Source organism: Xylanimonas oleitrophica (assembly GCF_003244315.1).
Lineage (GTDB): Bacteria > Actinomycetota > Actinomycetes > Actinomycetales > Cellulomonadaceae > Xylanimonas_A > Xylanimonas_A oleitrophica.
Window position 1 is genome coordinate 202,029 of the sequence record NZ_QKWH01000003.1, and the last position, 18,338, is coordinate 220,366.

The window sequence follows — 18,338 nt, forward strand, 5'->3', positions numbered from 1 at the left end:
GATCGCTCGGCTCAGCGCTCCTGCTCGGTGCTGCTGGCACCGGCCGGGAGCGCGTCGTGCTGCTCATGGACCGAGCCGAGGGAGTCGTGCTCACCGTGCGAGTGGGCCGCAGCGAGCTCAGACGGCGTGACGGGCTCGACGCGGTCCTCGAAGAAGAACTTCGAGAGGCGCTGCCAGCGCTTGTCAGCCTTGTAGCCCTTGCGCTTGACCCCGCGAGCGTCCGTTGCCGGCGCGATCTCCAGCGGCTTGTACGCGTCGTAGTTGACGCGCAGCCAGCGCTCCTGGTCGTCGAGCGGCGTGTGGACCTCGATGTACTCGCCGTTGGCGAAGCGCACGATCCGACCGGACTCGTGACCGTGGAGCACGAGCTCGCGGTCCTTGCGCTGCAGTCCGAGGCAGATGCGCTTCGTGATCCAGAAGGCGATGACCGGGCCGACGAAGAACAGGATGCGCAGCGCCCAGGTGATCGCGTTGAGCGACATCTGGAAGTGCGTGGCGACGAGGTCGTTCGAGCCGGCGACCGCGAGGATGATGAACGCGGTCAGGAAGGCCACGCCCAGGCCGGTGCGGACCGGGACGTTGCGGGGACGGTCGAGCACGTGGTGCTCGCGGGTGTCACCGGTGACCTTGGCCTCGACGAACGGGTACACGAACAGGAACGTGAAGAGCAGGCCGGGGATGATGACCGCGGGGATCAGCACGTTCAGCGACAGCGTGTAGCCGGCGATCACGTACTCGGTCTGCCCTGGCATCAGTCGCAGCGAGCCTTCGAGGAACAGCATGTACCAGTCGGGCTGTGCGCCGGCGCCGACGGGGGACGGGTCGTAGGGCCCGTAGTTCCACACGTTGTTGATCGACATGGTGGCGCCCATGAGGGCGAGCACGCCGAACGTGAGGAAGAAGTTGCCGCCCATCTTGGCCGCGTAGACCGGGAAGAGCGGGTAGCCGACCACGTTCTTGTCGGTGCGGCCGCCACCCGGGAACTGGGTGTGCTTGTGCAGCACCATCAGGAACAGGTGCAGACCGATGAGCGCCAGGATGAGCGCCGGCACCAGCAGGATGTGCACCGTGAAGAGGCGGGCGATGATGTGCTCACCCGGGAACTCGCCGCCGAAGATGAAGTACGACATGTACGAGCCGATGATCGGGATCGACTTCACGACGCCGTCGGTGATGCGCAGGCCGTTGCCGGAGAGCACGTCGTCCGGCAGGGAGTAGCCGGAGAAGCCCGCCAGGAGCCCCAGGATCATCAGCAGCATGCCGACGAGCCAGTTCAGCTCACGCGGCTTGCGGAAGGCGCCGGTGAAGAAGACGCGCATCATGTGCGTCACGATCGACGCCATGAACACCAGGGCCGCCCAGTGGTGGATCTGGCGCATGAGGAGGCCGCCGCGGACCTCGAAGGACAGATCGAGCGTGGACGCGAAGGCGATCGACATGAGCTCGCCGTGCATCGAGGCCGGGTTCTCGCCCTCGTAGTACACCAGCGCCATCGACGGCTGGAAGAACAGCGCGAGGAAGACGCCCGAGATGAGCAGCACGACGAACGAGTACAGGGCGAACTCGCCCAGCATGAAGGACCAGTGGTCCGGGAAGATCTTGCGGGCGAACTCCTTGACCGCGACGCCCACGGACGTGCGCTGGTCGAGGTAGTCGGCCGCCTTGCCTGCTGCCGTCTTCGGGGCAGCCGCCGCCGGACGCTTGGTGTCCGTGGTCGTGGTGCTCACTTCAGGCGCTCCCAGTAGCTCGGGCCGATCGGCTGGTCGAAGTCGTCCTCCGCCACCAGGTAGCCCTCGTCGTCGACGGTGATGGGCAGCTGGGGGAGCGGGCGCTTCGCCGGGCCGAAGACCACCTTGGCGCCGTCCGCGATGTCGAACGTCGACTGGTGGCAGGGGCACAGGAGGTGGTGCGTCTGCTGCTCGTACAGGGCGACGGGGCAGCCGACGTGGGTGCAGATCTTCGAGTAGGCGACGATGCCGTCGTAGGAACCGCCGGGGCGCTGCTCGGACCTGATGTCGTCCGGGTTCATGCGGACCAGCAGGACGACGGCCTTGGCCTTCTCGGTGATCCAGTGGTGCGTCAGGCGCTCTTCGGCGGGGACGTCCGGAATGACGTGCGCGACGGAGCCGATCGTGAGGTCGGCGGCGCGGATGAGGCGACCGTTCGGGTCGTAGGCGAGGCGGGTGCCGCGCTGCCAGAGCGTGTGACGGAACTTGTCGACGTTCCAGTCGCCGCCCACGGAGCTGATCAGCGGGACCGCGATGGTCAGCGGGAACAGCGCCATGGCGCCCACGAGCGCGCCCTTGAGGAGGCCACGGCGCGCGATGCCGGAGTCGGCCACGCCCTGGTTGAGAGCCGTGATCGCGACCTCGCGGACCTCGGGCGAGCTCTCGATGGGGTGGCGGTCGTCGACGTACTCGTGGGCAGACATCAGCGACTTGGCCCAGTGGACCGCGGCGATGCCGATGCCGAGGAGCGAGACCGCCATGCCGAGGCCGAACAGCAGCGTGGAGAGGCGGGTCTCGGCGGTGCCTCCCGGGGGGAAGGCGAAGTAGGCGACCAGCGAGCCGATGGCACCGAGGGCCGAGATGCCGAACAGCGCCGCGACGATCCGCTCGGCGCGCTTGGCGGCCTGGGGGTCCGTGTCGGTCAGGCGGGGCTTGTGCTCGGGCACGCCCGGGTCGGTGAACCGGTCGGCCTGAGCGACGACGCCCGCCTCGTGCGCGGCGTCGACGTCGGTCGACGGGGTGGTGGGGTTGTTGTTCTCGCTCACGAGGACTTCGCTCCGATCCAGACAGCGCCGGCGATCAGCAGGCCGAGGCCGACCACCCAGGCCCACAGGCCCTCGGACACCGGGCCGAGGGAGCCGAGGGAGATGCCACCGGCAGACCCGTCACGCTGCTCGTCGAGGAACGCGATGATGTCGCGCTTGTCCTCGGGCGTGATGTTGGCGTCGTTGAACACCGGCATGGACTGCGGGCCGGTGAGCATGGCCTGGTAGATGTTCCGCGGGGACACGTCGGTCAGCGGGGGCGCCCACTTGCCCTCCGAGAGGGCACCGCCGGCACCGACGGCGTTGTGGCACATCGAGCAGTTGGTGCGGAAGAGCGCCATGCCGTGCGCCGGGTCACCCAGCGCGGGGTCGACCTGCTCGTCCGTGGGGATGGCAGGACCGGCACCGAGCGACGCGACGTAGGCGGCGAGCGCGGCCGTCTGCTCCTCGTCCATCTGCGGGGGCTTGGCCATGGCCTGCGGGCCGTTCATCTGCATGGGCATGCGGCCGGTCGAGACCTGGAAGTCGACGGCGGCGGCACCCACGCCCACGAGCGACGGCGCCTCCGCCGTGCCCTCGGCGTTGGGGCCGTGGCACGTGGCGCAGTTCGCCTGGAACAGCTTCTTGCCGGTCTCGATGTCCGCGGTGCTGGCGGTCTCGGCCTGGGCCGGACTCGGGGCGAGGACGGCGTAGACGCCGCCCGTGACCAGCAGCGCCAGCAGCAGCAGCACGACCGGGGCTGCCCGGTGGTGCCTGCGGGCGGCGAGTGCCTTCACGAAAATGACCTCGTCTCGTGGCTTTGGGGTGGTCGGGTGGTGCATCGGAGACCGCGTCGCCTCCGCAAGGTTTCAGCGTCCGTGGGTCACTGCAGGAAGTAGATGACCGCGAACAGAGCGATCCAGACGACGTCGACGAAGTGCCAGTAGTACGACGTGACGATCGCGGTGGTGGCCTCGTGGTGGCCGAAGCGACGGGCGGCGAAGGACCGTCCCAGCAGGAAGAGGAAGGCGATCAGGCCGCCGATCACGTGGAGGCCGTGGAAGCCGGTGGTCAGGTAGAACACCGAGCCGTAGGCGCTCGACGAGATCGTGACGCCCTCGTGGACGAGCTCGGCGTACTCGAAGACCTGACCGCCGATGAAGATCGCGCCCATGACGTAGGTGAGCGTCATCCACTCGTGCATGCCCCAGCGGCCGACCTGGAAGATCTTGCCGGTGCGCACGGGCTGGAACCGCTCGGCGGCGAGCACTCCCATCTGGCACGTGACGGACGAGAGCACGAGGACCGTCGTGTTGATCGCGGCGAACGTCAGGTTGAGCTTCGCGGTCTCGGCCGCCCACTCCTCGGCGGGCATGACCGAGCGCACCGTGAAGTACATGGCGAACAGGCCGGCGAAGAACATGAGCTCGCTGGCGAGCCAGACGATCGTCCCGACCGACACCGGGTTCGGACGGTTGACGCTCACGTGCTGGGGGGCGGTGGGGGCTGCAGCCGTTTCCGTCGTGGACACGGAGCCATTATTGCTGACTCCTCTGCCGTTCGAGGCCCTCAGAAACGCCGATCTGGGGCTCGCCCTGGTCGATTTCCGCACGATCTCGCGGATGTGCTCGCGCTTGCTGACGAAAGGTGGGAGAGTGCCACGAAAAGACCACGCGAACAGGCTTCGCGTCGTGACACCCATGTGCCACGATGCCAGAAACACGCGGGTCCGGAACGCGTCGCCAGGTGCACCGGAGCACCCGGCGACCACGTGAGAGAGGCACAGCATGGCGCACAGCACGGCGGTCGCGGGCAGCAGCACGTCGAGGGGCGAGGGTGGTGACGCCGGACGCGGTCCGCGAGTGCTGCTCTACAGCGACGACCGCACGGTGCGCGAGCAGGTCCGCCTCGCCGTCGGGCCCCGCCTGCGTGCGCACGCCCCCGACATCGTCTGGGCGGAGGCGGCCACGGCGGCCGCCGTCGTCGAGGCCGTCGACCAGGGAGGCTGGGACCTCCTCGTGCTCGACGGCGAGGCCGACAAGGCGGGCGGCATGGGGCTGGCGCGGCAGCTCAAGAACGAGGTGTACGAGTGCCCGCCCGTGCTGGTGCTCACCGGCCGCGCCGAGGACGCCTGGCTGGCCTCCTGGTCGTTGGCCGACGCCGTCGTGCCCCGACCGCTCGACACCCTGGCGCTCCAGGAGGCCGTGGCCTCGCTGCTCGCCTGATCCCGGGCGCCGCAGCCCGGCGCCCGAGCGCGGGCCGGGGCCACCGGCGGGCGGGATCCGCCGGGCGAGACCAGGCGAGGTGCCTGGCTTGCGGCCCGGTAGCGTCAGCACTGTCCGGGCACCGGTCCGGACGGCCCGCCCAGGGTCGGCAGCAGAGAGGGGCCCGTGTTGACCCAGCCCGCCGTGGACACCGCCGCCGAGACGAACGCGCCCTCGTGGCCGGACGTGATGAACCGGCTCGTCGCCGGTGGTGACCTCACTGCCGACGAGGCCGCGTGGGCCATGGACGAGGTGATGTCGGGCGAGGTCTCGCCCGCGCGGCTCGCCGGGTTCCTCATGGGCCTGCGGGCCAAGGGGGAGACGGTGGACGAGCTCGGCGGGCTCGCCCGCTCGATGGTCGCGCACGCCACGCCGATCGAGGTCCCGGGCCGCACGGTCGACATCGTGGGCACGGGTGGCGACCGGGCCCACACGGTCAACGTCTCGACGATGGCGGCGGTCGTCGTCGCCGGCACCGGCCTGCGGGTGGTCAAGCACGGCAACCGCGCCGCGACGAGCGCCTCCGGCTCCGCCGACGTGCTCGAGGCGCTCGGGATCCGGCTGGACCACACCCCCGGGCGGGTGGCCGAGATCGCCGTCGAGGCGGGCATCACGTTCTGCTTCGCCACCGTGTTCCACCCGTCGATGCGGCACGCGGGCGTGGCTCGCAAGGAGCTCGGTGTGCCCACGGCGTTCAACTTCCTGGGTCCGCTGACGAACCCGGCACGGCCAGGGGCGACGGCCGTCGGGTGCGCCGACGCGCGCATGGCCCCCCTGATGGCCGGCGTCTTCGCCGAGAGGGGCACCAGCGCGCTCGTCTTCCGCGGCGATGACGGGCTCGACGAGCTGGCCGCGACCGGCGGCGCGACCGTCTGGCAGGTGAGCGACGGCGACGTGACCGAGCAGCGTCTGGACGCCGTGGCCGAGCTCGGGCTGCGGCCGATCCGTGTGGAGGACCTGCGGGGGGCCGACGCCGCGCACAACGCGCGCGTCGCCCTCGCCGTCCTGGACGGCGAGGACCGCGGTGCCGTGCGGGAGACGGTCCTGCTCAACGCGGCCTCGGCGCTGGTGGCCGACGCCAGCCTCCCTGGCACCGGCGAGGGAACGCTCACCGAGCGGCTGGCGGCAGGGATCGAGCACGCGGCGCGCAGCGTGGACGACGGCGCGGCGGCAGCGGTGCTCGACCGGTGGCGGGCGGCGTCGGCCGCCTGAGACCGGTGCCGCCGCACCACGGCCGTGGGCCCGGGCGGGCTCCCGCTGCGGTGCGCCGGGCGGGCGGGACGCCCCTAGTCGTCGAGGCCGAGGGCGAAGGCCTGCTCGAGGTCCACGCTGGAGTAGGTGCGGAAGGCGATGAGCGTCTCCGTGCGCGCCACGCCGGGCACCTTGCTGATGCCGTCGGCGATGGCGTCGGCGAGCTCCTCGTGACGGCGCACGCGCACCATGGCGACGAGATCGGCCTTGCCGGTCACCGAGTAGACCTCGCTGACCCCCTTGAGGTTGGTCACCTGGGCCGCGACCTCGGGGATCTTGTCCGGGTCGGTGTCGATGAGGACGATGGCGGTCAGCATGGGGCCATGCTAGTGATCTGGGCCCTGACCTCGCCCGAGACGCCGGCGAGGTCGGCGTGCGCGAGGGCCGAGCGCACGGGCACGGACCAGGGCTGGGACGCGTGCACCAGCCGCACGCCGGGCTGCTCGAGCCAGTCGATCACGAGCGCCGCCTCCTCCGGGTGGCAGGCGGGGGCGGGTGCGACGGGCGGCTCGACCACCTCGGCGGTGGCCCGCAGGGCGTCGACGACGGGCAGCGGGTCCTCGCCCGGGCGGGTCACGGCGGTGCCGGCGAGGCGTGCGTGCCGCACCACGACGAGCTCCCACCCGCCCGCCGCCGTGGGGCGTGCGGCGACCAGCTCGCTGCAGGCGGCCAGCGGTGCGAGGCGCTGGGCGCGGCCCGCCCCCTGGACGTAGGAGCGCAGGCGCCGGGTCACCAGGCCCGCCTCCTCGAACCGCTCCTCGGCCGCCAGGCGGGCGACCCGCGCGGCGAGGGCGGACACCACGGGCGACGGGTCGTCGGTGAGCGCGAGTGCTGCGGAGCGTGCGACGTCGGCGTAGGCGGTGTCCGGGCCTCCTACAGCGGTACAGGGGGCGGAGCAGCGGCCCATGCCGGCCAGCGCGCAGGGGCTGCCCGGGCTGCGGGAGACCGCGGCGAGCCGCAGCGTGCACTGGCGCAGCGGGAGCGCGTCGTGCAGGGCCTCGACGGCTTCCTGCGCGGACCGGCGCGAGGAGAACGGGCCGATGTGCGGGGTGCCTGCCCGCACGTCCCGCACCACCGACAGGCGCGGGTAGGCCTCGTCCGTCAGCCGCACCCACGTCTGGCGCTCGGGGTGCTTGGAGCGCCGGTTGTAGCGGGGCTCGTGCTGGGCGATGAGCCGCAGCTCCCGGACGGCGGCCTCCAGCGGCGTCGCGCACACCACCGGGGTCACCGCGTGGGCGATGCGGACCATCTCCGTGATGCGCCTGCGCTTCTCCGCGGCGGTGAAGTAGGAGCGCACCCGCTTGCGGATGTTCGTGGACGTGCCGACGTAGAGGACCTCGTCGCCCGGGCCTCGGAAGAGGTAGACGCCGGGAGCCTCGGGCAGGCCGTCGGCGAGGTGGCGCTTCTTGCGCACGTCGGGCGGCACGGGGTCTGCCGCGCCGGCGAGGTCCTCGAGGTGTGTCACGCCCGTGGCACCGAGCCGGTCGAGCAGCCCGTGCAGCACGTCCACGGTGGCGCGGGCGTCGGCCAGCGCGCGGTGCTCGGGCGTGACCCGCGCCCGGAAGAAGGTGGCGAGGGTGGAGAGCTTGTGGTTGGGCACCTCGTCGCGCGTGACGACGCGGCGGGCGAGCGGCACCGTGTCGACCACGGCGAAGCCGGGCCACTCGTAGCCCAGGTCGGCCGCGGCGGCCTTGAGGAAGCCGACGTCGAACGGGGCGTTGTGCGCCACCAGGACGGCACCGCGAGCCCACTCCAGGAAGCTCGGCAGCACGAGGCTCACGGGCGGGGCCGTGGCCACCATGGCGGTGGTGATGCCCGTGAGCCGGGCGACGAACGCGGGGACCTCGCGGCCCGGGTTCACCAGCGACTGGAACTCGCCGAGCACCTCGCCGCCGCGCACCTTCACCGCGCCGATCTCGGTGATCCCGCTCTCGGCAGCCCTGGTACCGGTGGTCTCGAGGTCCACGACCACGAACGTGACCTCCCGCAGCGGTGTGCCGAGGTCCTCGAAGGACGGCTGGAAGCCGTCGAGCACACCGGCCGCGGAGGGCGCGTCGGCCCTGGGTGTCCGGGGCGCGTGGGCCTGGCTCGTCATGGCCGGGACGCTACGAGGCGCCACCGACACGCTGGTCGGTGGCGCCTCGTGCGCGGCCCAGACGGCGCGGCCCAGACGGCGCGGGCCAGGAGGGCTCAGGACGTGTGCAGGGACTCCCGGTCGGCGCCGGGCGCGTAGATGCGCTCGACGTCGTCGGCGAAGTCCTTGAGCACCAGGGCGCGCTTCACCTTGAGCGAGGGGGTGAGGTAGCCGTTCTCGATCGTGAAGTCACCCGGGAGCACCGTGAACTTGCGGATCGACTCGGCCTTGGAGACGGCCTTGTTGGCGCGCGCGACGGCCTGGTCGAGGGCAGCCAGCACGTCCGGGTCCGTCGTGGCCTGCTCGACCGTCATCTCCGGCTTGCCGTGCATCGACAGCCAGCCCGGCAGCCCCTCGGGGTCGAGGGTGACGAGCGCGCCGATGAAGGGCTTGTTGTCGCCGACGACGACGCACTGGCTGACCAGGGCGTGGGCCCGGATCCGGTCCTCGAGCACCGCGGGAGCGACGTTCTTGCCGCCCGCGGTGACGATCAGCTCCTTCTTGCGCCCGGTGATGCGCAGGAACCCGTCGTCGTCGAGGCTGCCGAGGTCGCCGGTGCGGAACCACTCGCCGTCGAACGCCTCGGCGGTGGCCTCGGGGTTGCCGTGGTAGCCGCGGAAGATGTGGTGGCCCTTGAGGAGGATCTCGCCGTCGGGCGCGATGCGGACGGAGCAGCCGGGCAGCTGGTGGCCCACGCTGCCGATGCGGGTCTGCTCCGGGCGGTTGACGCAGGTGGGCGCCGTCGACTCCGTGAGGCCGTAGCCCTCGAGGATGTGCAGCCCGATGCCGCGGTAGAAGTGGCCGAGGCGCTCGCCGAGCGGGCCGCCTCCGGAGACGGCGTACTGGGCCTGTCCGCCCAGCCGGGCGCGCAGCTTGCTGAAGACGAGGGTGTCGGCGACCTTGTGCTGCAGACGCAGCCACAGGGAGGGGCCCTGCGGGGTGTCCTGCGCACGGGACCAGGCGATGCCGGTGGCCGCGGCCCAGTGGAAGATCTTGAGCTTGCCGCCGGCCGCGGCGGCCTGCTCGGCCGAGTTGTAGACCTTCTCGAAGACGCGCGGCACGGCCAGGATGTAGGTCGGCCGGAAGGTCCCGAGGTCGTCGACCAGGTGCTTGATGTCGGGGGAGTGTCCCAGCACCGTGCCGCCGGCGATCGCCAGCACCTGGATGAAGCGGGCGAAGACGTGGGCGAGCGGGAGGAACAGCAGGGTGCGGCCGCGCTCGGCGAACACCGTGGGCACGAACGCCACGGCGTTGCGCGCGAGGGCCGCGAAGTTGCGGTGCGTGAGCTCGACGCCCTTGGGGCGGCCGGTGGTGCCGGACGTGTAGATGATCGTCGCGAGGTCGTCGAGGCCGGCCAGGCCGCGCCGCCGGGCGATCTCCTCGTCGGTCACCTCGGCGCCCGCGGCGACGGTGGCGTCGATGCCGCCGTCGTCGATGACGAGCACCTCGCGGCACGAGGGGGCGTCGTCGCGCACCTCTGCCACGGTGGCGGCGTTGTCGGCGTCCTCGACGAACAGCACGGTGACGCCGGCGTCGGAGAGGATCCACTGGACCTGCTCGGCGCTGGAGGTCTCGTAGATGGGCACGGGGACGCCGCCGGCGGCCCACACGGCGAAGTCGAGCAGCGTCCACTCGTAGCGGGTGCGGGACATGATGCCGACCGGGTCGCCCGGCTGGACGCCCTTGGCGACCAGGCCCTTGGCGAGCGCCACGACCTGTGCGTCGAACTCGGCGACCGTCACGGGCTCCCACGAGCCGGGGGAGCGCTGCACCTCGGCGAGGACGGCGCCGGGCTCGTCCTTCAGACGCTGGGTGATGAGGTCGTTGAGGTTCGACGTCTGCGGCAGCTCGACCCGCAGCGGTGTGGTCATCTCGTCCATGCTGGCTCCAGTGGCAGGTGGCGGTCGTGCGCTGCGCAACGATACTCGGTCTCAGCGTGTGCGTGTGACAGTCGTCACGGCGTCCGACTCCTGCCCAGGCAACGTCGCGGTGCCGCGCAGGGTTCCCGGGGTGGATAGGCTGGGCGCGCGCTCCGCGCCGCCCGCGCGGCGAGCGCCCCAGGAGGCACCGTCGCCAGGGTGTGACGGCACGACGACGAACGTGAGGTCCAGCGCATGCACGCGATCGGGGTCGACATCGGCGGCACGAAGATCGCCGTCGGTGTCGTGGACGAGGCGGGGCGCATCCTCGCCCAGGTCCGGCGCGAGACCGAGGCGGACGACGTCGCGAGCATCGACCGTGCCATCGCGGACGCCTGCACGGAGCTGACGAAGGAGTACCAGGTCGGCGCCATCGGCGTGGCCGCCGCCGGGTTCGTGAGCCCCGACCGCACGTCGGTGCTGTTCGCGCCGAACATCGCCTGGCGCGACTACCCGCTCTCGCGGCGGCTCGGCGAGCTGCTCGACCTCGACGTGCCCGTGGTGGTGGAGAACGACGCGAACGCGGCCGGCTGGGCGGAGTTCCGCTTCGGTGCCGCGCGCGACGCCAGCGACATGCTGATGCTGACCATCGGCACCGGGCTGGGCGGTGCGATCGTCGTGGACCGCGAGCTGGTCCGCGGCAAGTGGGGCGTGGCCGCCGAGGTGGGGCACATGCGCGTGGTCCCCGGGGGCCACTACTGCGGCTGCGGGCACGAGGGCTGCTGGGAGCAGTACGCCTCGGGCAGCGCTCTGGTCCGCGACGCCCGGGCCGCCGTGGTGGCCCTGCCGCACCGTGCCGGCCGCCTGCTCGAGCTCGCCGGCGGTGACGGCCAGCAGCTCCGCGGCCCGCAGATCACCCAGGCGGCACAGGAGGGCGACGAGCTCGCCATCGACCTGGTGGGCAACCTCGGCCGGTGGATCGGCGAGGGCGCCGCCTCGGTGGCGGCCCTGCTCGACCCGGAGCTGATCGTGGTGGGCGGTGGCGTCGCCGAGGCCGGTGACCTGCTGCTCACGCCGATCCGCAAGGGCTTCGAGGCCCAGCTCTCCGCGCTGGGGCACCGTCCCGTGGCGCAGATCGAGCTCGCCGAGCACGGGAACGAGGCGGGCATCATCGGCGCCGCGGACCTCGCCCGCCGCTGAGCTCCTGACCGTCCCCTGAGCGACGTCCCCTGAGCGACGCCGTCCGCCGCTGACGGCGGACGGCGCTGTCGTGGGCTGCGGTCCGCCGTGGAGCAGGGCTCAGGCGGGGCTCGCCGGGGTCAGACGACGGCGCCGTCGTCGTGGTCGGACGGGTCGCGGTGCTGGGGCATGCGCCACAGCAGCACCGCCACGCCGGCGAGGAACACCAGCCCGGCGGCGGGAGCGACCCAGCCGGGGATGTGCAGCGCGGGCACGAGAGAACGCACGACCAGCGCGACGACGGCGAGCAGCGGGACGCCCGCCGCGCCCGCCCAGCCGAGCGTCAGGAGAGGGTCCCGCGAGGTGAGCACCGGCCCCGGGTCGGGGGGCGTGAAGTGGGACTCGGCCTCCTCCAGCGCCTCGACCTCCGGCGTGACCGGCCAGTCGCGCGGGCCCTGGACGGGCGCGACGACGTGCGCGGCGGGGTCCGCCTGGCTGGTGGGGGACGCGTCCGGCGCCGCAGGCCGGGGCTCGTCCTGCTCGGGGCCGTCGGCGTCGACCGCCGGTGCCACGTCGCCCAGGCGCGCGACGATGTCGGCCCAGCGCTCCTCGACCTCGGCGTCCTGGATCTCGTCGTCACGGCCGGCGCCGTCGCGACCCGCGTCGTCGCCCGTGTTCGTCCCCGCCATGGTTGACACTCTAGAGTTCCCTCGGCGCCCCGCGCTGCCCCGGCGCCGTCACGTGCCCTGCCGGGTCTGCGGCGGGCGCGACAGGTACGGTTGCCGGCGCACGCGCTCGCCAGAGGTTCGAGGAGGACCGCTTGTTCTACTGGCTCATGCGGCATGTCCTGGCGGGGCCGCTGCTCAAGCTGTACTTCCGCCCCTGGACCAAGGGTGTCGAGAACATCCCCGCCGACGGCCCCGCGATCCTGGCGAGCAACCACCTGGCGGTCATCGACTCGTTCGTGCTGCCGCTCGTCCTCGACCGGCAGGTCCAGTTTCTCGGCAAGTCCGACTACTTCACCGGCACGGGCCTCAAGGGCCGCCTGGTGGCGGGCTTCATGCGCGGCGTCGGCACCATCCCGGTCGACCGGTCGGGCGGCAAGGCCAGCGAGGCGGCGCTCGCCACGGGCTTGCGCGTGCTGTCGGACGGCGGCCTGTTCGGCATCTACCCGGAGGGCACCCGCAGCCCGGACGGGCGCATGTACCGCGGCAAGACGGGCGTGGCCCGGCTCGCCCTGGAGTCAGGCGCCCCGGTGGTCCCGGTCGCGATGGTCGGCACCGACGTCGCCCAGCCGCTGGGTCGCGCCATGCCCAAGCCCATGCCCATCGGCGTGGTGATCGGCGAGCCGCTGGACTTCTCCCGCTACCAGGGCATGGAGAACGACCGGTTCGTGCTGCGCTCGGTCACCGACGAGATCGTGTACGCCATCCTCCGCCTGTCGGAGCAGGAGTACGTCGACGTCTACGCCGCGACGGCGAAGGCCCGCATCGCGGCGGAGAAGCGCGCCGCCGAGGCGGCGGCCAAGGACGCCTCCGGGAAGGACGAAGGTCCCGAGGGGCGGGCCGCGGACGCCGCAGGTCCTGCGGGCGAATAGGATCGGGGCGCAGTCCGTCCCCCATCCGGAAGGTGCCTGAAATGGCTGTTCGTCGCGTGGCCCTGCTCACGGCCGGCGGCTTCGCCCCCTGCCTCTCGTCCGCCGTCGGCGGGCTCATCGAGCGGTACAACGAGCTCGACCCCTCGATCGAGATCATCGCCTACCAGTACGGCTACCACGGCCTGCTGACGGGCAACAAGGTCGTGATCGACGAGGAGGGCCGCAAGCAGGCGCCGATCCTCCACCGGTTCGGCGGCTCGCCGATCGGCAACTCGCGCGTCAAGCTCACCAACGTGGCCGACGCCGTCAAGCGGGGCCTGGTCAAGGAGGGCGAGGACCCGCTGCGGGTGGCTGCGGAGCAGCTCAAGGCCGACGGTGTCGACGTGCTCCACACGATCGGTGGTGACGACACGAACACCACGGCCGCCGACCTCGCCGCCTACCTGCACGAGAACGGCTACGAGCTGACCGTCGTCGGGCTGCCCAAGACGATCGACAACGACGTGGTCCCGATCCGTCAGTCGCTCGGTGCCTGGACCGCGGCCGAGGAGGCCGCCGGCTTCGCCGCGAACATCATCGGCGAGCACCGCTCGGGCCCGCGCATGCTGATCGTGCACGAGGTCATGGGCCGTCACTGCGGGTGGCTCACGGCCGCTGCCGCCAAGGAGTACCGCAAGTGGCTCGACGCCCAGGAGTGGGCGCCGGCGCTCGGCCTGACCAAGGAGCGGTGGGACGTCCACGCGGTGTTCCTGCCCGAGCTCGAGATCGACATCGACGCGGAGGCGGCGCGCCTCAAGGGCGTCATGGACGAGATCGGCAACGTGAACATCTTCCTCTCGGAGGGTGCGGGCATGCACGAGATCGTCGAGCAGCTCGAGGCTGCCGGCGAGGAGGTGCCGCGCGACCCGTTCGGTCACGTCAAGCTGGACACGATCAACCCGGGCCAGTGGTTCGCGAAGCAGTTCGCCGAGAAGCTGGGTGCCGAGAAGGTCATGGTGCAGAAGTCGGGCTACTACTCGCGTGCCGCCGCGGCCAACGCCGAGGACCTGCGCCTCATCAAGTCGATGACGGACCTGGCCGTCGAGTGCGCCCTGCGCGGCGAGGCCGGCGTCATCGGCCACGACGAGGAGGACGGCGACAAGCTCAAGGCGATCGCGTTCCCGCGCATCGCGGGCGGCAAGGCGTTCGACGTCAGCCAGCCGTGGTTCGGCGAGCTGCTGGAGTCGATCGGCCAGCCGCTGAAGCCTGCCGCCGCGCACTGACCACGCCCGGTGGCCGGCCGGTCAGGGCCCCAGGGCCCTGACCGGCCGGCGCCGCGAAGCAAGCAGGGGACCATGAACACCGCCGCCCTACCCCACGAACCACCTCGCTCCGCCGTGGCGGCTCGCGGGGGCCCCGGGATCGACGTGCCGTCCGCGGCGCTCGCCGAGGGCCTGGACCACTTCCGGGCGCTGCCCGCGCTGCAGCAGCCGGTGTGGCCCGACGCCGCAGCGCTCGCCGAGGTCACGGGCCGGCTGGCGCAGGCCGCGCCGCTCGTGGTGCCCGGGGACTGTGACTCCCTGCGCGGGCGCCTGGCGGCTGCGGGGCGGGGTGAGGCGTTCGTGCTCCAGGGCGGCGACTGCGCCGAGATCTTCGCCGAGGCCAGCGCCACCCGGATCCGCAACAAGATCCGCACCCTGCTGCAGATGGCGGTGGTCCTCACCCACGGTGCGTCGACCCCCGTGGTGAAGATCGGCCGGCTGGCGGGGCAGTACGCCAAGCCGCGCTCGTCCGACGTCGAGACGCGCGACGGCGTGACGCTCCCCGCGTACCGGGGCGACATGATCAACGGCTTCGCGTTCACGCCCGAGGCCCGCACGCCCGACCCGGGCCGGCTCGAGCAGGCCTACCGGATCTCCGCCGCCACGGCCAACGTGGTGCGCGCCTTCACGACCGGTGGCTATGCGGACCTGCGCCAGGTCCACGAGTGGAACCGCGGGTTCATGCGCAATCCCGCCTACGCCCGCTACGAGCGCACGGCGAACGAGATCGACCGTGCGATCCGCTTCATGGAGGCGTGCGGCGCCGACTTCGACGCGCTGCGCACGGTGGAGCTGTTCCTCTCGCACGAGGCCCTGGTGCTGGACTACGAGCGCGCGCTGACCCGGGTGGACGCCCGGACCGGCCAGGCGTACGACACGAGCGCCCACTTCCTGTGGATCGGTGAGCGCACCCGCCAGCTGGACGGCGCGCACGTCGACTTCCTCTCCCGGGTCGCCAACCCGGTGGGCGTCAAGCTCGGGCCGACGACGTCTCCGGAGGACGCTCTGGCGCTCGCCGCCCGCCTGAACCCGGGCAACGTGCCGGGACGGCTGACGTTCGTCACCCGGATGGGTGCGGGAAGGGTCCGGGACGTGCTGCCCGCGCTGGTCGAGAAGGTCACGGCCGCGGGCGTGGCCGTCACCTGGGTGACCGACCCGATGCACGGGAACACCATCACCTCGGCCACCGGGTACAAGACGCGGCGCTTCGCCGACGTGCTGGACGAGGTCCAGGGGTTCTTCGAGGTCCACCGCGCCCTGGGCACCGTGCCCGGCGGCCTGCACATGGAGCTCACGGGCGACGACGTGACCGAGGTGCTCGGCGGCAGCGAGGAGATCGACGAGGCCGGGCTGGCGCTGCGCTACGAGACGCTCGTGGACCCGCGCCTGAACCACCAGCAGTCCCTCGAGACGGCGTTCCTCGTCGCAGAGATGCTCCAGGCCCGCTGAGGGACGCGCGGCTCACCAGATGGTGAGCGTGACGGTGGACCCCTTCTGCGCCTCGCCCTGCGTGTCCTGGAACCGCACGGTGTCGAGCAGGCCGCCCAGGTACTTGTTCTCCTTGACCTGGAACCCGGCCTCCTGCAGGGCGGTGCGGGCGTCGGCGCTGCGCTGGCCGACGACGTCGGGCACGGCGACGACCGGGGGACCGTCGGAGACGGTGAGCATGACGGTGTCGAGCCGGTGGGCTCGCGTGCCGTTCTCGGGGCTCTGCCGGATCACCTGCCCGGCGGGCACGGTCTCGGACGCCTCGTCCGGGGTGAAGCGCACCTGCAGGCCCAGCTCCTCGAGCGCGGCCTGGGCCTCCTCGCGGTCACGTCCCACCTGCTGCGGGACGGTCACGGGGGCGGGCCCTCCGGAGACCACGAGGGCGATCGGGGTGTCGTGGGGCACCTCGGCGCCGGGCTCCTGCGACGCGGCGAGCACCTGGCCTGCCGGGACCGTGTCGGAGTACTCCTGGGTAGAGCGCCCGGCCTCGAGGCCCGCGTCCTGCAACGCCTGGGTGGCGTCCTGCTCGCTGGCGCCGACGAGCCCGTCGGGCACCGTGACCATGAGCACGCCCAGCGACACCACGAGGCGGACGGTGCCGTCCTTGCGGACGCGTTCGCCCTCGCCGGGCTCGGTGGCCACGACGGCGCCCGCGGGCACGTCGTCGTGGTGCGCCTGCTCGGTGCTGGCGTCGAGCTGGGCGGTCGCGAGCCGTTCCTGCGCGTCGGCGAGCGGAAGCCCCTGCAGGCCGGCGGGCACGGCGGTCCATGCGCCTGGCCCTTCCGCGAACCACCACCAGGTGCCTGAGCCGCCTCCGCCCAGCACGAGCAGCACGGTCAGCACGGAGCCCAGCACGCGGCGGCCGCGGGGCCGGCGCGCGGCGGGGGCCCCGGCGGCCACGGCCACCGTGGGTCGCTCGACCAGCTGCTCGGTGGCGTTGTCGCCGAACCAGGTGGACAGCGGCCCGGCGTCCTGCCCTGCCGTGGTCGTGGTGGTGGCCGGGGCGGCGACGGTGAAGGCCCCGGCGGGGATGGCGTCGAGCTCGTCGCCCGCATCGTCGTCATCCTCGGGGGGCGCGTCGTCGGCCTGGTCGGCGTCGTCCGCGGCGGGCTCGGAGGGCGGGACGAACCCGGCTGGTGGGTCGGCGCGGCGCTCGAGCAGGTCGGGCGAGATCGCCTCGAGAGTCAGCCGGACGCGACGCAGCGCCTCGAGCGCGGCGCCGGCGTCCAGCGGGCGCCCACCAGGGTCGCGTGCCGTGAAGCCGGCGACGAGCTCGTCGACCTGGGCGGGCAGCCAGTCGGCGTGGGTGCTGGGAGCGGGCACATCGGCGTGGACGTGCTGGAACGCGACCTGGATGGGCGTGGAGCCGTCGTGGGGGAGCGTCCCGGTGAGCATCTCGTAGGCGAGCACGCCCACGGCGTAGACGTCGGTGCGGGCGTCGCACGCACCGGTGGCGATGACCTCGGGCGCGAGGTAGCCGATGGTGCCCAGGATCGTGCCCGTCGCGGTGGTGGTGACCTCGGTCACCGCGCGGGCGAGGCCGAAGTCGGCGACCTTCACGCGGCCGTCGTCCGCCGTGATGAGCACGTTCTCGGGCTTGACGTCCCGGTGGACCAGCCCCTTGCGGTGGGCCGCGGCCAGCGCGCCGAGCACCTGCGCGAGGACGTCGAGGGTGCGGCCGAGCGTGAGCGTCCCGGTGGTGCGCAGCTCGCGGCGCAGGTTGCTGCCGGGCACGTACTCCATCGTGAGGTAGCTGGTGTCGCCGTCGAGCCCCTGGTCGTAGACGGCGACGACGCCGGGGTGCGTCAGGCGTGCGGCCGCGCGGGCCTCGCGCCGGAACCGGGAGACGAACGCCGCCCCCTCGACCCCTTCGGCCAGGTGGGGGTGCATGACCTTCAGCGCGACCTCCCGCTCGAGGCGGCGGTCCAGCGCGAGGTACACGGTCGCCATGCCGCCGCGCGCGATGCGCGCGCGGATCTCGTACCGCCCGTCGACCAGGCGGCCGATCAGGGGGTCGGTCGTCACCATGGCCACGGCACGAGTCTAGGCAACGCTCGGTGCCGGATCGCGGCAGCGGCGTGCCGCAGGGTGCCTGCCGGGCGCCTACGCTTCCCCCGTGAGCAACCCAGACCTCGATTCCCTCGTCCCGCAGTGGCTGACGCTGCCCGATCTCGCCGACCGCCTCGGCGTGGAGTTCTCGCGTGTGCGTGCGCTGGTGCGCGACCGTGCCGTCATCGGCGTCAAGCGGGGGGAGCGGACCGTCTTCCAGGTGCCGGAGGCGTTCGTGGTGCCGGCCGAGGGCGGTGGCGAGCAGGTGCTGCCGTCGTTGCGCGGCACCGTGCTGGTGCTGGGAGACCAGGGCCTGCCCGACGCCGAGATCATCGAGTGGTTGTTCACGCCGGAGCCGACGCTCGACGGCACGCCGGTCGAGGCGCTGCGCGGCGGACGGCGGGCCGCGGTGCGCCGGGCGGCCCAGGCGCTGGCCTGACGCTCCCGGCCTGACGCTCCTGGCT

16 protein-coding genes are annotated in these 18,338 nt (G+C 72.5%); 7 read left to right on the plus strand and 9 right to left on the minus strand.

The window, feature by feature from the left end; all coding sequences use genetic code 11:
- Positions 1 to 11 precede the first annotated feature (11 nt).
- The 4 genes from qcrB to ctaE all read right to left on the minus strand — a co-directional run bounded on the left by qcrB (position 12) and on the right by ctaE (position 4,283).
- Entirely contained in the window at positions 12 to 1,727 is a 1,716-nt protein-coding gene (gene qcrB, locus DNL40_RS06605; RefSeq protein ID WP_111250455.1) for a cytochrome bc1 complex cytochrome b subunit, read from the minus strand.
- Positions 1,724 to 2,773: a cytochrome bc1 complex Rieske iron-sulfur subunit gene (gene qcrA, locus DNL40_RS06610; RefSeq protein WP_111250456.1), complete on the minus strand. Its 1,050-nt coding sequence runs from the start codon at positions 2,771 to 2,773 to the stop codon at positions 1,724 to 1,726. The genes qcrB and qcrA overlap by 4 nt, the downstream gene beginning before the upstream one ends.
- Positions 2,770 to 3,549: a cytochrome bc1 complex diheme cytochrome c subunit gene (gene qcrC / locus DNL40_RS06615; protein WP_111250457.1), complete on the minus strand. Its 780-nt coding sequence runs from the start codon at positions 3,547 to 3,549 to the stop codon at positions 2,770 to 2,772. The genes qcrA and qcrC overlap by 4 nt, the downstream gene beginning before the upstream one ends.
- Before the next feature lie 86 nt (positions 3,550 to 3,635).
- Positions 3,636 to 4,283: an aa3-type cytochrome oxidase subunit III gene (gene ctaE, locus DNL40_RS06620; protein ID WP_179950974.1), complete on the minus strand. Its 648-nt coding sequence runs from the start codon at positions 4,281 to 4,283 to the stop codon at positions 3,636 to 3,638.
- Positions 4,284 to 4,539: 256 nt separating this feature from the next.
- Between ctaE and DNL40_RS06625 the strand changes: the two genes are divergently transcribed.
- Positions 4,540 to 4,977: a response regulator gene (locus DNL40_RS06625; RefSeq protein WP_111250459.1), complete on the plus strand. Its 438-nt coding sequence runs from the start codon at positions 4,540 to 4,542 to the stop codon at positions 4,975 to 4,977.
- Positions 4,978 to 5,205: 228 nt separating this feature from the next.
- Positions 5,206 to 6,228 carry an anthranilate phosphoribosyltransferase gene (gene trpD / locus DNL40_RS06630; protein WP_111250570.1) on the plus strand — a complete coding sequence of 341 codons (1,023 nt, stop codon included), beginning with the start codon at positions 5,206 to 5,208 and terminating at the stop codon, positions 6,226 to 6,228.
- 74 nt (positions 6,229 to 6,302) lie between these two features.
- Here trpD and DNL40_RS06635 read toward each other — a convergent pair whose 3' ends face one another.
- The 3 genes from DNL40_RS06635 to DNL40_RS06645 form a co-directional block, all read right to left on the minus strand.
- Complete coding sequence (locus tag DNL40_RS06635) at positions 6,303 to 6,584, minus strand: Lrp/AsnC family transcriptional regulator (protein WP_111250460.1); 282 nt, start codon at positions 6,582 to 6,584, stop codon at positions 6,303 to 6,305.
- Complete coding sequence (locus DNL40_RS06640; protein ID WP_111250461.1) at positions 6,578 to 8,362, minus strand: DEDD exonuclease domain-containing protein; 1,785 nt, start codon at positions 8,360 to 8,362, stop codon at positions 6,578 to 6,580. The genes DNL40_RS06635 and DNL40_RS06640 overlap by 7 nt, the downstream gene beginning before the upstream one ends.
- A 95-nt stretch (positions 8,363 to 8,457) precedes the next feature.
- Complete coding sequence (locus tag DNL40_RS06645; RefSeq protein WP_111250462.1) at positions 8,458 to 10,281, minus strand: AMP-dependent synthetase/ligase; 1,824 nt, start codon at positions 10,279 to 10,281, stop codon at positions 8,458 to 8,460.
- Between the two features lie 234 nt (positions 10,282 to 10,515).
- Between DNL40_RS06645 and DNL40_RS06650 the strand changes: the two genes are divergently transcribed.
- Complete coding sequence (locus DNL40_RS06650; protein ID WP_111250463.1) at positions 10,516 to 11,460, plus strand: ROK family glucokinase; 945 nt, start codon at positions 10,516 to 10,518, stop codon at positions 11,458 to 11,460.
- A gap of 119 nt (positions 11,461 to 11,579) precedes the next feature.
- Here the strand turns inward: DNL40_RS06650 and DNL40_RS16170 are convergent, their stop codons facing one another.
- The gene (locus DNL40_RS16170; protein ID WP_146252036.1) at positions 11,580 to 12,128 is read right to left on the minus strand and encodes a hypothetical protein; all 549 of its coding nucleotides are present in this window, start codon (positions 12,126 to 12,128) and stop codon (positions 11,580 to 11,582) included.
- A gap of 131 nt (positions 12,129 to 12,259) precedes the next feature.
- Here DNL40_RS16170 and DNL40_RS06660 point away from each other — a divergent pair, with 131 nt between their 5' ends.
- The 3 genes from DNL40_RS06660 to DNL40_RS06670 all read left to right on the plus strand — a co-directional run bounded on the left by DNL40_RS06660 (position 12,260) and on the right by DNL40_RS06670 (position 15,786).
- The gene (locus DNL40_RS06660; RefSeq protein WP_245885723.1) at positions 12,260 to 13,036 is read left to right on the plus strand and encodes a lysophospholipid acyltransferase family protein; all 777 of its coding nucleotides are present in this window, start codon (positions 12,260 to 12,262) and stop codon (positions 13,034 to 13,036) included.
- A 41-nt stretch (positions 13,037 to 13,077) separates the two neighbouring features.
- A complete protein-coding gene (locus DNL40_RS06665) occupies positions 13,078 to 14,298 on the plus strand; it encodes a pyrophosphate--fructose-6-phosphate 1-phosphotransferase (RefSeq protein WP_111250465.1) in 1,221 nt (406 codons plus the stop codon).
- 72 nt (positions 14,299 to 14,370) lie between these two features.
- Positions 14,371 to 15,786, plus strand: coding sequence for a class II 3-deoxy-7-phosphoheptulonate synthase (locus DNL40_RS06670; protein WP_111250466.1), 1,416 nt, complete (start codon positions 14,371 to 14,373; stop codon positions 15,784 to 15,786).
- A 12-nt stretch (positions 15,787 to 15,798) separates the two neighbouring features.
- On the opposite strand, the gene pknB is transcribed toward DNL40_RS06670, so the two are convergent.
- Positions 15,799 to 17,853, minus strand: coding sequence for a Stk1 family PASTA domain-containing Ser/Thr kinase (gene pknB, locus DNL40_RS06675; RefSeq protein ID WP_245885737.1), 2,055 nt, complete (start codon positions 17,851 to 17,853; stop codon positions 15,799 to 15,801).
- An 88-nt stretch (positions 17,854 to 17,941) separates the two neighbouring features.
- Here pknB and DNL40_RS06680 point away from each other — a divergent pair, with 88 nt between their 5' ends.
- The gene (locus DNL40_RS06680) at positions 17,942 to 18,313 is read left to right on the plus strand and encodes an Rv2175c family DNA-binding protein (protein ID WP_111250468.1); all 372 of its coding nucleotides are present in this window, start codon (positions 17,942 to 17,944) and stop codon (positions 18,311 to 18,313) included.
- The last annotated feature ends 25 nt before the right edge of the window (positions 18,314 to 18,338 follow it).

What these genes read in the sequence shown, in the direction of transcription:
- DNL40_RS06625 (WP_111250459.1), top strand. Translation starts at nt 4,540, where the DNA reads ATGGCGCACAGCACGGCGGTCGCGGGCAGCAGCACGTCGAGGGGCGAG.
- trpD (WP_111250570.1), top strand. Translation starts at nt 5,206, where the DNA reads ATGAACCGGCTCGTCGCCGGTGGTGACCTCACTGCCGACGAGGCCGCG.
- DNL40_RS06635 (WP_111250460.1), bottom strand. Translation starts at nt 6,584, where the DNA reads ATGCTGACCGCCATCGTCCTCATCGACACCGACCCGGACAAGATCCCC.
- DNL40_RS06640 (WP_111250461.1), bottom strand. Translation starts at nt 8,362, where the DNA reads ATGACGAGCCAGGCCCACGCGCCCCGGACACCCAGGGCCGACGCGCCC.
- DNL40_RS06645 (WP_111250462.1), bottom strand. Translation starts at nt 10,281, where the DNA reads ATGGACGAGATGACCACACCGCTGCGGGTCGAGCTGCCGCAGACGTCG.
- DNL40_RS06650 (WP_111250463.1), top strand. Translation starts at nt 10,516, where the DNA reads ATGCACGCGATCGGGGTCGACATCGGCGGCACGAAGATCGCCGTCGGT.
- DNL40_RS16170 (WP_146252036.1), bottom strand. Translation starts at nt 12,128, where the DNA reads ATGGCGGGGACGAACACGGGCGACGACGCGGGTCGCGACGGCGCCGGC.
- DNL40_RS06665 (WP_111250465.1), top strand. Translation starts at nt 13,078, where the DNA reads ATGGCTGTTCGTCGCGTGGCCCTGCTCACGGCCGGCGGCTTCGCCCCC.
- DNL40_RS06670 (WP_111250466.1), top strand. Translation starts at nt 14,371, where the DNA reads ATGAACACCGCCGCCCTACCCCACGAACCACCTCGCTCCGCCGTGGCG.
- pknB (WP_245885737.1), bottom strand. Translation starts at nt 17,853, where the DNA reads ATGGTGACGACCGACCCCCTGATCGGCCGCCTGGTCGACGGGCGGTAC.